Annotated in this window: 13 protein-coding genes; 7 read left to right on the forward strand and 6 right to left on the reverse strand. The window is 58.1% G+C overall.

The features are described from left to right. The first annotated feature begins 99 nt into the window (after positions 1–99). The gene (locus OH764_RS35730) at positions 100–732 is read left to right on the forward strand and encodes a TetR/AcrR family transcriptional regulator (protein WP_054926589.1); all 633 of its coding nucleotides are present in this window, start codon (positions 100–102) and stop codon (positions 730–732) included. Positions 733–784: 52 nt separating this feature from the next. Here OH764_RS35730 and OH764_RS35735 read toward each other — a convergent pair whose 3' ends face one another. Next, positions 785–1645 (reverse strand): LysR family transcriptional regulator, encoded by an 861-nt coding sequence (locus tag OH764_RS35735; RefSeq protein WP_498851981.1) that lies wholly within the window; start codon positions 1643–1645, stop codon positions 785–787. A gap of 112 nt (positions 1646–1757) precedes the next feature. On the opposite strand from OH764_RS35735, the gene OH764_RS35740 reads away from it, so the two are divergent. Further along, entirely contained in the window at positions 1758–2957 is a 1200-nt protein-coding gene (locus OH764_RS35740; RefSeq protein ID WP_498851982.1) for an MFS transporter, read from the forward strand. Positions 2958–2959: 2 nt separating this feature from the next. Then, the gene (locus OH764_RS35745) at positions 2960–3673 is read left to right on the forward strand and encodes an SDR family oxidoreductase (protein ID WP_054926592.1); all 714 of its coding nucleotides are present in this window, start codon (positions 2960–2962) and stop codon (positions 3671–3673) included. 54 nt (positions 3674–3727) lie between these two features. Here OH764_RS35745 and OH764_RS35750 read toward each other — a convergent pair whose 3' ends face one another. From OH764_RS35750 to OH764_RS35770, 5 genes are all read right to left on the reverse strand, one after another. Then, entirely contained in the window at positions 3728–4768 is a 1041-nt protein-coding gene (locus OH764_RS35750; protein WP_498851983.1) for a porin, read from the reverse strand. Between the two features lie 100 nt (positions 4769–4868). Beyond that, positions 4869–6059, reverse strand: coding sequence for an MBL fold metallo-hydrolase (locus tag OH764_RS35755; protein ID WP_498851984.1), 1191 nt, complete (start codon positions 6057–6059; stop codon positions 4869–4871). A 150-nt stretch (positions 6060–6209) separates the two neighbouring features. Continuing rightward, positions 6210–7553 (reverse strand): metal-dependent hydrolase family protein, encoded by a 1344-nt coding sequence (locus OH764_RS35760; protein WP_498851985.1) that lies wholly within the window; start codon positions 7551–7553, stop codon positions 6210–6212. A gap of 22 nt (positions 7554–7575) precedes the next feature. After that, the gene (locus OH764_RS35765; protein WP_036057633.1) at positions 7576–8361 is read right to left on the reverse strand and encodes an alpha/beta fold hydrolase; all 786 of its coding nucleotides are present in this window, start codon (positions 8359–8361) and stop codon (positions 7576–7578) included. Continuing rightward, complete coding sequence (locus OH764_RS35770; RefSeq protein ID WP_054926595.1) at positions 8358–9239, reverse strand: fumarylacetoacetate hydrolase family protein; 882 nt, start codon at positions 9237–9239, stop codon at positions 8358–8360. The genes OH764_RS35765 and OH764_RS35770 overlap by 4 nt, the downstream gene beginning before the upstream one ends. 148 nt (positions 9240–9387) lie before the next feature. On the opposite strand from OH764_RS35770, the gene OH764_RS35775 reads away from it, so the two are divergent. The 4 genes from OH764_RS35775 (at position 9388) to OH764_RS35790 (ending at position 13782) form a co-directional block, all read left to right on the forward strand. After that, entirely contained in the window at positions 9388–10101 is a 714-nt protein-coding gene (locus OH764_RS35775; protein WP_054926596.1) for a FadR/GntR family transcriptional regulator, read from the forward strand. Between the two features lie 353 nt (positions 10102–10454). Beyond that, on the forward strand, positions 10455–11153 hold the full coding sequence (locus OH764_RS35780) for an IS6 family transposase (protein ID WP_498851986.1): 699 nt from the start codon (positions 10455–10457) through the stop codon (positions 11151–11153). A gap of 135 nt (positions 11154–11288) precedes the next feature. Beyond that, positions 11289–12815 carry a hybrid sensor histidine kinase/response regulator gene (locus OH764_RS35785; RefSeq protein ID WP_498851987.1) on the forward strand — a complete coding sequence of 509 codons (1527 nt, stop codon included), beginning with the start codon at positions 11289–11291 and terminating at the stop codon, positions 12813–12815. 217 nt (positions 12816–13032) lie between these two features. Beyond that, entirely contained in the window at positions 13033–13782 is a 750-nt protein-coding gene (locus OH764_RS35790; protein WP_498851988.1) for a response regulator transcription factor, read from the forward strand. Positions 13783–14008: the final 226 nt, after the last annotated feature.

Genomic DNA, 14008 nt, shown 5'->3' on the forward strand with positions numbered 1-14008 from the left:
TTATTTCCCGTCAAGCGTCGACCATCCGTGGCAAAGACTGCAAACATCGAGAAGAGCCCGAAACCAGCGCGCAAGGTCGCATCGAGGCCGAAGTCCACGATGCAAGCGCTTCCGTCGGAGGCGGCCGCCACCGCACCGACTAAGCGCGACCAGATACTGGATGCCGCTACCCGCGTGTTCCTGCAGCATGGTTATGAGGGCACCAGTATGGACCGCGTCGCAGCCGAATCCAATGCGGCAAGGCGCACACTCTATAACCAGTTCGATGGCAAGGAAGCGCTGTTCGAGGCGATGACAGCCCGTATCTGGGCGAGCTTTCCTGTGTTCGACATTACGCGCGACGAGGAGTCGCTGCGCGACCCGAAGGTTGGCCTGACCCGGCTTGGTCACGCTGTCTCAAATTTCTGGATTCCTCCAGAGGCCGTGGCGTTTCTGCGAATGGTCATCTCGGAAGGTCCCCGCTTTCCAGCTCTCACCAAAACGTTCTTCGAAAAGGGCAAGGCTCCCGCGATGGACGCAGTCGCGACCTACCTCGAAGCGTTATCAAAACGGAAGCTGGTAAAAATCAAAAACTCGAAGCTCGCCGCGCGGCAGTTCCTCGGACTCATTGACGAGCCTCTTCTCTGGGTACGAGTTGTCGGCATTGATGAAACTTACTCCCAGCAGGAACGCGATGTCATCGTCGAAAATGCGGTCGACATGTTCCTGGGTTTCTATTTGACCCGGCAGTGAAACTACGCGCCTTGCAGCTTACCGCTGACGCTGCTCAGCGTCCCACTGCCGCTCAATCTGATACCGCTACCCGAAGAAAATCGATAAGCCGACGAACCCGCACTGGCATGTGTCGTCCGGCAGGGAAGACCAGATAGAACACACTTTGCTCGACCGACGCCCAGTCTTCGAGTACGCGAACCAGCCGACCGTCAGTCACGACATCGTTAGCGTAGTACGCTGGAACGTTGACGATGCCAAGGCCATCAAGTGACGCTTGAATCATCGCTGCGCCACTATTGCTTGAGAAGCGGCCTAGAGGCTTCACGCCTTCACGGCGTTTCCCTTTAATAAATTCCCATGAGCGGTTCACCAAAGGCAAGCACCACTGCGGCGGCAAATCGTTCGGCGAACGGATAGGCGGAAGCGTCTCCAATAGTTTCGCGCTTGCCAATACATACAGCGGGACCGATAACAGTCGAGTCGCCATTAAGGCGCTGCTCGTCTCAAGCGGCCCCATTCGAACAGCCAGATGGAAACCCTCTGCAATCAAATCGACGTTTCGAGCCGACACATCCAGCTCAAGGGCTATTTCAGGATTTTCCGTGCAAAAGCGACTCAGCAAGGGGACGAGTTGCTCTTCCGCGTATGCACCGGCCAGGCTGACTCGAATACTTCCCTCAATCGCCTCGTGCGTCTCCAGCACCGTCTCCTGAGCACGCAGGAGCTCCTGAAGCAGCGGCTGGCTCGTCTCGAAGAGACGGCGACCAGGCTCAGTCAATTGCATCTGCCGCGTGGTCCGCACGAAGAGCTGCGCGGCAAGCGGCCCCTCCAGGTCAGCGATTTGTCGACTGACATGTGACACGGACACACCGAGTTGTCGCGCCGCGCCCGTGAACGTTCCGCGCTCGACGACCGCAACGAATTCCAGCATTCCCTCAAGGAACTCATATTTGCACGCTAGCAAAAGTATTTAACAGAATAGCCAGATTATCAGCCTTCCAGCAACAAACTAACATCAAGGCTTGAATTAACTGGAGAGCCTTATGTCACTGGCACTACTCGCCTTGAGTGCGTGCACGTTCGCACTTGGTTTCGCGGAGTTTGTCGCCGTTAGTCTGGTCCCGTCGATTGCGGCAGGAACCCATCTGAGCGTCGGCTCGGTCGGAATGATGATTGGCATCTATGCCATCGGCGTGAGCATTGGTGCGCCTACGTTAAGCGCCTTACTTGCCCACGCACCGAGACGCAGAGTTCTGGCGACCAGCATGCTGGTCTTCGCTGCCGGCAACCTCTCGACTGCAACGACCATGTCCTTGCCGATGCTATTGGGCAGCCGCTTTCTGGCGGGTCTGATGCACGGTGTGGTACTCGCACTTGCGTCTTCGACAGCCGCGGCCGCCGTGGGCCCGGAACGCAGTGGCAATGCTATCGCGACTGTTTTCGGAGGTCTGACTGTCGCACTCGTGTTGGGCGTACCGCTCGGCACGTTTGCCGGCGGACACTTTCGGTGGCAAGACGTGTTTGTCGCGATAGCCGTCATTGGCGCAGTCAGTTCGGCGGCGTTGATGTTATTCACGCCTGTCGTCGGGGGTGCGCAGGAGGCCGCTGCTGGTGAAAAGCCTTCGGTCTGGGCGACCGTTTCGGATACCGGCACGCTGCACACGGTGGCGACCACGGCGCTGACATATGCAGGTTCTTTCACCGGTTTCACCTACATTTCCGTCTTGCTGGAGCAGGTAACGCATCTGGCTGCAAGCGGAATAACAGGCATGTTCGCGCTTTACGGCATCAGCGCAGCGTTCGGCAATGCTCTTGGCGGCCGGTTCGTGGATAGCGTCGGAAGCCGTATCGCGTCGTGCACCGTTGTTGCTGGTCTGGTCGTCGCGCTGGGTGGCGCCTATCTGGGTGGCCCATCAACCATTGCCATGGCGGGCGTGATGATTGTTTGGGGCCTCGCTTCGTTCGCCGCTGTACCGATTCTTCAAAAGACCGTCCTGGTCGCGGCGCAAGGGAACAGTTCCGGGAGCCCGGAAGTTGCCTCCGGAATGAACATCGCGGCATTCAACGTTGGAATTGCAGTCGGGTCTCTCTTCGGCGGCTTCGCAAGTAAGCACTCGCCCGAAGCGCCGATGCTTGCTGGGCTGCTCCCACTGATTCTTGCTGGTCTCTTCGCATCGCGTCTCGCCACAAATGCGCAAACGCGCATGCCCGCGGCAGGCAATCTCACTAAACACGGAGTTTGAAAATGGATATCAAGGGTAAGCACCTCGTGGTCGCTGGTGGCAGTTCTGGCATCGGATTCGCAATCGCCCAACTTGCGTTGGAGCATGGCGCGCGGGTGACTATTGCTGGACGTACAGAAGAAAAACTTGCAGACGCAAGTCGTCGGCTCGAAGGAGTCGCGACATTGCAGATGGACCTTGGTGATGCGGCATCGGCGGCCGCGGGCTTCAAGAAACTCGGAAGCTTCGACTATTTTGTGTCGACGGCAGCCGACCTGACATACGCGCCACTCGCGGAGATGAAGCGAGACGCCATCGACCGCATGCTAGCGGGCAAGTTTTGGGGGCCGATTAACCTCGTCCAGTTTGGTCTTCCGAATCTGAGGGTGGGTGGTTCCATCCTGTTGTTCTCCGGGCTCGCAGCGGACCGTCCAGCACCGGGCACTTCGATGGTCTCCGCGCTAAATGCTGGCGTAGAAGGTCTCGTACGTGCACTCTCTGTCGAGCTGGCACCAGTGCGCGTCAATGCCATCTCGCCGGGAGTCGTCGAAACGGAAGGCTGGTCATTTATGGACGCAGAGAGCCGCTCAGGATTTTTTTCCGACCTTGCGACGAAATTGCCAGTTCGCCGTACCGGAACTCCGGCCGACCTCGCCGACGCCGCTTTGTTCGCACTCACCAATCCGTACCTGACCGGTGAGGTGCTGCACGTGAACGGCGGGGGCAGCCTGACCTGACGGCAGGGGCAGCGCGATTAAAGAGGCCGGGCTTTTGCCCGGCTTGTCGTTTCGCTAGAAGTAAGTCCGAATTCCAACGCCGAACGTATTGCCAGAACTCAGGCCGGTGATGCGGTCGTTCAGGTAGGCCGCGTAGACATCGGTACGCTTTGACAAGTTGTAGTCGTAGCCTACCGACCAGGTATTTCGCGTTGTGTTCATGCTCCCAACCATCTTCGTGTAGGCGCAAGACGCAAGCGCGCGGCCCGCTCCGATGGGAACCGACGCGCCGAACTGGCCGCCGTTGCTATGCGCGCCTCCGCCCGAAATCACGTCGTTCATGTATTGGTACTGCCCAGTCAGCTTCAGGAAGCCAAAATCGTAGGACGCACCCGCCTGTGCGGCCTGCTGACTGGAGAAGCCTGGCGCCACGCTGGAAAGGTCATTCGGGACGAAATTGAACTTGACCTGCTGGTAGGCTCCGATAAACGAGAACTGACCGACGTCATAGGAGACCGTGCCTCCCCACTTGTTCTGACCGGTCTGTCCAGCTGCATTTCCAAATGCGTAGATTGCAGTGAAGTGGACGCCGCCAAAATTCGGCGACTGATACTGGATTGAGTTGTTCCAACCGGAATCGCCCACCAGACCTTGACCTTGCAAGCCTAGGAACGTATGCAGCACGACGGGGGAAAAATTGTATGAGTCGACAAACGGGTTGAACAGGACGGCTGATACGAAATAAGGCGTCGTGTGTCTTCCAGCCGTGAGCGTTCCATAATCGCTCAAGACACCGACATACGCGTTTCGCGAAAAGAACGCATCGCCTTTATATGAACCCGCCTGGCCATCGTTGGCGGTGAAGAAGCCTTCGACGGAGAAGATTGCCTTGACGTTGTTTCCCAAGTCCTCCTGGCCTCTGAGTCCCCACCAGGACGTCTGCATCCCGCCGCCTCGGATACCCCACGCCCGGTCTCCGCCAGGTAATTCCTTTGCGCCTATCCATTGGTCAACCTGACCCAAGAGGGTGACGGTCGATTGCGCGTGACTCTGAGGCGATAAGAAAGCAGTCGCAGTCAATGCGACGCAGCATGGTACATATCTCCAAACCGTCATATTAGTAGTCCTATATAGTAATACTATGAAAAATACTCGTCCGTGTGCGAGCTGCCACTGAATGTGGGGATGGACCTTTCTGTTCGGGAGAACGGGTGGGTTAGCCCCGCTTCCGACCTACGCCGATTTGCATCAGGTCTTCGCCGATGATGAGTTGGCCAGAAAAATTACGCTGAGCCCGCATCAGATTTGCACGTGGTGCGTGGCCCGGGGCTATGTGCGACAGCACCAGTGTTTTCGCACTGGCTGCCTCTGCCACCTTGCCTACGTCGTCAATGGAGGTGTGTGAACTCAACAGATGCTGCTTGAATGCGGCTTCCCTCTCGCCGACTGGTGTTGGAAAAAGTGCATCGACCCAGGTCGTGTCGATGACTTCGTGGACGAGGACGTCGGTATTTCGCGCGAGCCTTATCAGGTTGTCGCATGGCGACGTGTCACCGGAAAACACGACGGAGCCGTCGTCCGTGTCGAAGCGAAATGCAAAAGCCGGCCAGATAGGAAAGTGATTCACCAGCGTTGCGGTGACACGAACCCGTTCATCCTCGTGGACAAGAAACGGCTCCATCTTCGGAACGGGCGTCTCGTTCGGGCTCTTGAAGCCGCTCATCGGCGGGATGGCAATGTCGTGAACCTGCATCAAAGTACGCAGGTCCGGACGGTGCGCATCGCGTAGCCGGTCGTTAATATCAAGCGCATATGCCTGATATAGATAGTTGGTCATGTCGACCGTGCCCGGAGTGGGATTGTCGGGATTGACGACGGGCGGAGGTGCGGAGACTTTCTGACCCGGGATATTAAAAATCGGCTCCATCTGTCCGCGCCGGCCTGGGCCGTAAATCTGGACGGGCTGCTTCACCCCTGTCAGACCGTCGTACCAACCGTACAGAAACAGGTTGAAGTAGTCGATGGTGTGGTCCGAGTGGAGGTGCGTCAGGAAAATGCCGCGCAGGTTTTCCATGCCCGTCATACCAGACACGGTATTGATAGGACCCAGTCCGGCCTGCTTGTAGCGCTTGCCGACGCCGTCGCCACAGTCGACTACGTAGACCGCGTCGCCTACTACCAGTGCAGAAGAAATGCCTTCCCGGTCGCAGTTCGGCCACCAGACAGGGCCTCCCGCTGTGCCCAAAAGCACGAGCCGCGTGTCATGACTTTGCGCCTTGCTGCGGGCCTCCGCCATCGACTGATTGCGCTGGTCGACTTCGGCCGCACTGGCCGGCACACCCATGAGAAGCGGCAAACCCGCTCCCGCCAGTTTCCAGCCTGCGCCCAGAAAGCCGCGCCGCGACATACCTAATTCAAGCGCTTTACCAATGCAGTCACACATCTTTGTCTGCCTCAGATGTTTGAACGTGCGCAGTCACACCGCGCAAAGCGCGGAGTGCTGGCCTTACTTTTTGGGAAATCAGCCGGGGGCGTGGTAAATGCCCCGGCGGGGACTTCAGTGAGATTCGGCGTGCATCGCCTTTTTGACACCTTCATCCCTCATGGGCTCGTTGCCTCCGGTGACGTGGATAGCGCCCTCCGGTGCCTTCATGTCGTAGCAGCTCTTGATAAGCTCGCCGTCTTTCATGACAAGGGAAATCTTCGCCGGGTCCTGCAGCACCTTCAGGTCTTCCAGAGGGTTGCCGTCGACCAGCACGATGTCTGCGTAATAACCTTCGGCCAGTTTCCCGATACTCTCGGGTTGCATCATCAGTTCACCGCCGAGTTGTGTCGCGGACAGGAGGGCTTCCTTCGGCGTCATTCCGATGTATTTGACAAAATACTCGAGGTCGCGGGAATTCGTACCATGCGGCATCCAGGCGAAACCGTAGTCGCCGCCCGGCAGAATCTTGATGCCTCGCTTGTGCATCTTGGTCAGTGTTTCGGATGCAACCTCCAGCTCACGCGCATAGCCCATCTTCGTCGCGACTTCCTGAGAGATGCCCCACTTCTCAGCATGGTACAGCGTGCTGACGAGCCAGCCGATACCGGGAGCTACGAAGTGCTTATCCTTGTTCGCTTCCAGCATATCCAACGCTTCTTCGTCCGCGAAGCTCGCATGGAATACCAGTTCAAGACCATGGCGCACGCACTGCTTGACCGACTCGCTCGAGCGGGCGTGCGCTGCCACGCGTTTGCCGGCACGCTTAGCTTCCGCCGCCAGCATCGCAATTTCTTCCTCGGAGAAAGGAGAGGCTTCCGCCGGGATGCCCGCGATGTATTCGCCGGACAGGTTGATTTTCAGATGGTCGACACCGTATTTGATGAACATGCGGGCCGCGCGGCGTACTTCTTCCGGGCCGCTTACCACCTCACCAAAGTTCAACTCGCGGAATGGTAGATGGGGCAACGTGTTGTCGCCAAGGCCACCAAGGGTCGTAATTTCCTGGCTGCCAGCGAGATAACGCGGCCCGGGGAATTCACCCGCATTGATGGCATTGCGCAACACGACATCAAGACGTGCCTTTGCTGCTGCTGCACCGAGCGCAGACGTAAAGCCCATTTCCAGATAGCGCTTGGCTACCCTGACGCACCACAGGATGTGTTCTTCTGGCGGCATGAACTGGATTGCCGACAGCGAAGGCTGGTCATTCCACGAGAAATGCGTGTGCGCTTCGGTCATGCCTGGCATGATGAAACGTCCGCGACCGTCGATAGTGTGCGCACCGCTTGCATTCACGCTGTCGCCCTTCTTCGCTACCTTGGTAATCCGGTTATTTTCGACCAGAATTTCACCGATGTAAGGGTCAGCGCCAGTGCCGTCGAAAATGTTGACGTTGGTAAAAGCGATTTTGTTCATGTCTCCTCCGATGGTGGGGGACTTACAGCATTGACTTGTAAAAGGCCTTGAGCTCGGCGGCACATTCAGCGGGCTTTTCGAAGGTCGTCCAATGGCCACAACCGGAAAGGACTGTGACCTTGCTCCCAGCGATACGCTCGCCGATTGCCTTGACGGCAGCCGGTTGACCGACACCATCTTCGTCGCCAGTGACCAGCAACGTCGGCACTGAAATCTTTTCAACTTCGGCCGCCTGTGCGCCAGCCAAGGCTTCACAGCTTTGCGCATAGCCTTCCGGCGACTGTCGCATCACGCTTTCACGCACGAGAGCGATGGTTACCGGACGTTGTGCCTTCGTTTCAGCGCTCGTTGCGCCCTTGACGATGGCGTCGGCAATTTCCTGCACGCCTGCGATTCCCTTCTCCCGCGATAGCGCTGCTCGTGCCTGAATGCCCGGACGACCTTGGTCCGGGGGAGCAAGCAACGGCCCAAAGAGCGCCAGGCTCTTCACGAGTTCGGGATGCTTGATAGCCAGATGTTGCGCGACGATGGTGCCCATCGAGTGCGCAACGACGTGCGCCTTCGAGACGCCCAGTTCACCCAGCACTCCAGCCAGCGTCTCGACGTAAAGGTCGATCGACAGAGGCTGTGAAGGCAGCGCCGAACGTGCGCTACCAGGCAGCTCGGGACGGACGACTTTGAAACCTTCGAACGCGGAGAGAACCGGCGTCCAGTTGTTCGACGAACCGCCGAGGCCGTGAATACAAACTACTGCCTGTCCATCGCCATCGACTTCGACCGCGATATTCTTGACCAGAGTTGTTGTCATTCGCCCACCTCGTTTTCCAGCACGCCGACGTTCTCGATTTCGATACGAACCACGTCACCCTTTTGCAGGAACTTCGGCGGGCTGAACCCGATACCAACGCCTGCCGGTGTGCCGGTTGCAATGACATCGCCCGGTTGCAGTTCGATGCCTGCGGACAGCGTCTCGATAAGCGTCGGAATGTCAAAAATCAGCTGTTTGGTGTTCGAATTCTGGCGCAGTTCGCCATTCACCCAGCACTTGACGTCGACGCTCTGACCGTCGACCTCGTCAGCGGTAACCAGGTACGGTCCCATCGGACAGAAACCGTCGAGCGACTTGCCGATGAACCATTGGCGGTGGAGCTTTTGCAGGTCACGGGCCGTGAAGTCATTGATTACGGTATAGCCGAAAACGTACTCCATTGCGTCGGCCTTCTTGATTCCACGTCCTGCCTTGCCGATAACGACCCCGAGCTCAGCCTCGTAGTCCAGCTGGCTAGTGACGTCGACGTGGCGAGGAATTTTCACACCAGGGCCAATGACGGTGCTGGCCGGCTTGGTGAAAATGACAGGTGCCTCCGGCGCGTGCTCGCCGTCTTTTGCGCTGCTGTCAAAACCGGACTTCTGGAATTCCGCCGCGTGCTCGTGATAGTTCTTGCCGACACAGAAAATGTTGCGACGCGGCTGGTCGATAGGCGCGAGTACGGTGGCGTCGCTCAGCGGACGACCTTCGCCGCGCGGGCGAAGGTCGCCCTTGAATTGGGGGTACGACTGGACCAATTGGACCATGTCGCCGTTAAAGTCCGGGACCAACGTCGACACGGGCCAGAACACCGATTTGTCGACATCTACGACTGCGACGAGCGCTGCGCCGTCTACAAGGAGGTTTGCGAGTTTCATAAATTGGCTCCTGAGTTAGTCCAATTGGTTTGCGTAGGACGTACTGTAGAACCATATTGGATCTATTGCAAGTAGGGGTTAACCAATAACACTACCAATTGGTACATCTTGTGGTAAGATTTGGTCAATGCAACAGGGGAGCATTGCGATGGGAGAAGTCGAGGCGAAAAGCCCTGTCAGGGCGACCGGTGCGAAAGCACTCGCGGCGTATCTCTATGATGAGATTGCGTCTGGTCGCATGGGCGATGGCGTCAAACTTCCCGCTGAGCGTCAACTAAGCGAGCAGTTCGGTGCGTCGCGCGGCGCGGTCAGGCGAGTGTTGCAGGACCTAAAGGACCGAGGCCTGATAACGCAGACTGTCGGCAGCGGAACCTTTGTGCTTCCCGGTGCTGCGAAGGCATTGCCGCCGCCGGAAATCGTCATTGACGAGATTTCAGAGACTCAGACCAGCCCCGCTGAGCTAATGGAGGCGCGACTTCTCATCGAGCCGCTGATGCCGAAGTTGATAGCGCGTAACGCTACGTCGTCGGACTTCGCGCGGATGACGGAATGCATCGAACGCTCCGAAGCTGCTCAGACGGTGGAAGAGTTCGAGCATTGGGATGGCGAACTGCACCGTACATTCGCGCTGGCAACGCACAACTCCTTCTTCCTCAAGGTGCTTGAACTGACCAACCGCGTTCGCGAGCAGGGCGAATGGGGGCGACTCAAACGCCACTCGCTGACGCCCGAACGCCGAAAAGAATACGAAGCGCAGCACCGGGCAATTGTCGAAGCATTGCGTGACCGCGATGCTGACCAGGCGGGCCAGGTTCTGACGGGGCACCTGCGTCAGATTCAGCACAATCTTTTCGGGCTTTAAGCCTTTAGCTCGCGAGACTTGGCCGTGAGTGACTCGTTAATCGACCGTTCCCAGCCACCGAGGGCCTCACGACTGACACAGTTGATGGACGGGCCGCTTGGTGTGGGAGAGTTACGGTCACGGGACTAAAGGAGCATCTCCTCCGCCCGATGGTGCTGGATGCCCACACCCATCCTGATGGACAACTTGTCTATGCTGCGACCGGCGTCATGGTCGTTGGGAGCGACGTTGGCTATTGGGTCGTGCCGCCAACACGTGCCCTCTGGCTGTCTCCAGGTGTGCGCCATTGGGGGCTTTGTCGCAGTAAGCGCCGGGTATCATGCACTCTGACAATACGAACGATCGGACGCTTGATGACGACTCTCAATCCAGCCTTGGCACGAGTGCTCAAGCGTTTCCACTATCCACTCGACGTGATCCTGACGTGCGTGCGCTGGTATGTGGCGTATCCGCTGAGCCTTCGACACCTGGAAGAGATGATGTCGGAACGCGGAATCTCGGTCGACCATTCAACTGTGCACCGCTGGGCCATCAAGGTGTTGCCGGTCCTGGAGAAGGCCTTCCGCCGCCACAAGAAAGCCGTCGGCCGGAGCTGGCGAATGGATGAAACGTATATCAAGGTCCGAGGCCAGTGGAAGTATCTGTACCGCGCAGTCGACAAAGAGGGTAACACGGTGGATTTTCTGCTGCGTGCCCATCGCGACAAGGCCGCGGCGCGGCGCTACTTCGAAAAGTCAATCGAGCAAAACGGCGAACCCGAGACGGTGACAATCGATAAAAGCGGTGCGAACCTGGCCGCGCTGGATGCTCTCAACGAGGAGCGGCAAGCACCGATCAGGATTCGCCAGAACAAGTATCTGAACAATGTTGTCGAGCAAGATCATCGGGCGATCAAGCGACGCACGCGGCCTATGCTTGGCTTCAAGAATTTTCGTTGCGCCCGGATCCTGTTGAGCGGCATCGAGCTCATGCACATGATCGCCAAGGGCCAAATGCAAGTCCGTGGCCTCGGATACACTCGTGCCGAGCAGTTCTACTCACTGGCGGCATAAGCAGTCCTACTTAAACTGCCGTGTGTTCGCATCGTGCTCTTACCGCGACAAAACCCCCCGCGCGCACTCGATGAACGTTGGGCAGTCGGGCTGCTCAGTGTCTGGACGATCAGTTGCTGGTTCACCACCCTGAGAATGCTGCAGTTCTACCCGGGCGACCTTGGCTGGCGCGAAGTCTACCCGGTGCTGCTGTTTTCCCTTTTCCTGATATTCATGGCCTTTCGGCTTCGGGTCATCACGGCGGCTTGGCTAATCGGGATATGCGTCGTCGGCTATCTGGTCATGCTTTATTTCAAACCCGTCGGCGGGAGTGTCGAACTGCGCATGGAGTCGGTGGCCGCACACGCCACGATGGTGCCGTTGATGGCTGTCGTCGGTGTGCTGCTCAGCGTCCCGCTGGAACGTGCCGCGAGGCGCGAATTCATGTACTGGCGCACATTGCGCGCGGCCAAGGCTCGCGTCGAAGCGGCGTCGCGCGCGGTCAACGGGCAGAACAGACGCATGCAAGAGCTCGTCAGGGAGAAAGAGCGATTCTTTTCGTCGGCGTATCACGACATCCAGCAGCCTCTCGCCGCAATCAACCTTTTTATTCGAAGCGCCCGGACGAGGATCAGGGACGGATACGCCGTGGATCGCGAGCTCAATGTCATCGAGGAGACCGCGTCCGACATCCTCGAAATGTTCAAGGACATTCAGGATTACAGTGAGCTGGGCTCATATGTTCCCCATGTCGTACCGGTCGATACCCACGGCCTATTGACGGAGGTCTTCGAGCAATACCGGGAGACGGCGCGATTGCGCGGCATCGATCTAAGAATCGCGGGGCGGCGAAGGTACCCACCGTCCATCGAAACCGATCGATCGCTCTTCAAGCGGTCCATATCGAATCTCGTATCGAACGCGATCAAGAACACCTCATCGGGTGGCGTTGTGCTTGGCTGGGTGCAACTGAATGAACGGCTGCGCGTTGATGTATGGGATACCGGCATCGGCATTGCGCCCGCCCATCGGGACGCGATCTTCTCCGAGTACTATCAGATCAACAATCCGGGGCGCGACCGTTCGAAAGGGCTGGGACTGGGTCTGTCGATTGTACAGCGTGCGATCCATATCCTGCCGGGACACGGCGTGAGTGTCGCCTCCGTGGAAGGGCGCGGATCGCGCTTTTCCCTTTACGCGACGGTTTCGACATCAACCCCGAGCGTCGGCGCACATGTTCACGGTGGCGACGTCTACATACCCGATCTCACTGGCACGTTCATGCTCCTATGCGACGATGAACCTACTGTCCTCGAAGGCCTGAGGCGTCTTTTCTCAAGCGCGGGCGCGCTCGTGTACGCCGCAGAGTCAATGGCTGGATTCGAAGCCATCCTTGCCGATGACAGCCGCATTCCCGATCTCATCGTCGCCGATATCCGTCTGCGCGACGGAGCCACCGGCAAGGAGGTTGCTAATCGGATCAGGCGTCATTTTGCATGGGCGGGCGTTATCCCCGTCGCATTTATCACCGGTGAGCTGCTGTCCGATCAGGTCCTTCGTGACTTCCCCGAACCGTTCGTGCTATTGCGTAAGTCCTCCGCCCCCAAAGACCTGCTGGCGGACATCAGCCGGTACGTGAGCGCTCAGCGGAAGATGAAACTCGACCTCGCGAAGGTTCAGTGACTGCAACCGTCCCGAGCGCGGTGGTCCTCCTGGTACGCGTGGTACGCTTGATTCGTCTAATGGTGGGCGAAAACCGCCACTTTTCAGGCGACGCCATGTAGGTCCACCGCCACTGTGTACTATCTGATCGGAAGACATCGGACGATCACGACCGGTTTAGCCATCCTCCGATGCGCAATCGCAGCTCGGCTCGAAGACAGTTCCAGGAGACGATGGAATGCGCGTACTGATCGTCGACGACCATGAACTGTTCAGAGCCGGATTGGCGCTTCTGCTCACAGAGCTCTTTCCAAACATCGAGTTGCTGCACGCGAGCACATTGTCCCAGGGGGTGGATCACGCGCTTGGCGAGCTACTGAATATCGTTTTTCTCGATCTCGACCTGCCCGATGGCAACGGTTGCAATGCGCTTGCCGAATTGAAAGAGTCGCGACCGTCGTTACCGGTAATCGTGATATCGGCCGATGAGCGAGTGGAAACGATCAGCCGATGCATCCAACTTCGCGCCATGGGATACGTGCCCAAATCGTCACCGCCTGAAGCACTTCGTGCGGCGATAAGCGCGGTGCTTGCCGGCGGCGTGTTCCTGCCAGCCTCCAGCATTGCCTGCCTCAGTCGTGATATGGACACTGACAAGGCTTCCGAAAATGGACCTGAGGATAGACAGCCGCGCGTTAAATCGGAAACGAACAATGCATCCGAGCTGGGACTCACACCGAGAGAGTTCGAAACCTTGGCGTGGCTGGTGCGCGGACTTCCGTCCAAGGCGATTGCCCTGAGAATGGGGCTCGAGGACATTACGGTACGGAAATACATCAGTCATCTGCTTGCGCATTTCAATCTGCGGCGCCGTACCGAACTCATCGTCATGCTGGCGGATAGAGGGATCAAGCTCGGCGTCCCGCCGGTCACGGATCCGGCGCTTGACCGAAGCTTGCCGGCTGCCGGCGGACAACCAACCGACTGACTTCAGTCAGCGTGCTTTCGATCGATCGCGACCCGGCATGTCACCGGAATCGGGCGATCGTAGCAGCTACATCTCTCGCCGACCTTTGCTGTCCACCGCCTACACATGTGCGTTGCGACGGCCCTTCGCCTGATCAAGAATGAGTATGACAGCAACGTCGAGGGGCATTCGTCGAATGCATCCGGAGCGGTTGCTCGTCGTGATGAGCTAAGCCGGCCCTGGCTCG

It is taken from the genome of Burkholderia sp. M6-3 (assembly GCF_050858985.1).
GTDB classification, from domain to species: domain Bacteria; phylum Pseudomonadota; class Gammaproteobacteria; order Burkholderiales; family Burkholderiaceae; genus Paraburkholderia; species Paraburkholderia caledonica.

Excerpts from the sequence above, each read along its gene's own strand:
- OH764_RS35785 (WP_498851987.1), top strand. The coding sequence starts at position 11,289 with ATGCTGCAGTTCTACCCGGGCGACCTTGGCTGGCGCGAAGTCTACCCG.
- OH764_RS35735 (WP_498851981.1), bottom strand. The coding sequence starts at position 1,645 with ATGCTGGAATTCGTTGCGGTCGTCGAGCGCGGAACGTTCACGGGCGCG.
- OH764_RS35740 (WP_498851982.1), top strand. The coding sequence starts at position 1,758 with ATGTCACTGGCACTACTCGCCTTGAGTGCGTGCACGTTCGCACTTGGT.
- OH764_RS35760 (WP_498851985.1), bottom strand. The coding sequence starts at position 7,553 with ATGAACAAAATCGCTTTTACCAACGTCAACATTTTCGACGGCACTGGC.
- OH764_RS35730 (WP_054926589.1), top strand. The coding sequence starts at position 100 with ATGCAAGCGCTTCCGTCGGAGGCGGCCGCCACCGCACCGACTAAGCGC.
- OH764_RS35780 (WP_498851986.1), top strand. The coding sequence starts at position 10,455 with ATGACGACTCTCAATCCAGCCTTGGCACGAGTGCTCAAGCGTTTCCAC.
- OH764_RS35750 (WP_498851983.1), bottom strand. The coding sequence starts at position 4,768 with ATGACGGTTTGGAGATATGTACCATGCTGCGTCGCATTGACTGCGACT.
- OH764_RS35745 (WP_054926592.1), top strand. The coding sequence starts at position 2,960 with ATGGATATCAAGGGTAAGCACCTCGTGGTCGCTGGTGGCAGTTCTGGC.
- OH764_RS35790 (WP_498851988.1), top strand. The coding sequence starts at position 13,033 with ATGCGCGTACTGATCGTCGACGACCATGAACTGTTCAGAGCCGGATTG.
- OH764_RS35770 (WP_054926595.1), bottom strand. The coding sequence starts at position 9,239 with ATGAAACTCGCAAACCTCCTTGTAGACGGCGCAGCGCTCGTCGCAGTC.
- OH764_RS35765 (WP_036057633.1), bottom strand. The coding sequence starts at position 8,361 with ATGACAACAACTCTGGTCAAGAATATCGCGGTCGAAGTCGATGGCGAT.
- OH764_RS35775 (WP_054926596.1), top strand. The coding sequence starts at position 9,388 with ATGGGAGAAGTCGAGGCGAAAAGCCCTGTCAGGGCGACCGGTGCGAAA.
- OH764_RS35755 (WP_498851984.1), bottom strand. The coding sequence starts at position 6,059 with ATGTCGCGGCGCGGCTTTCTGGGCGCAGGCTGGAAACTGGCGGGAGCG.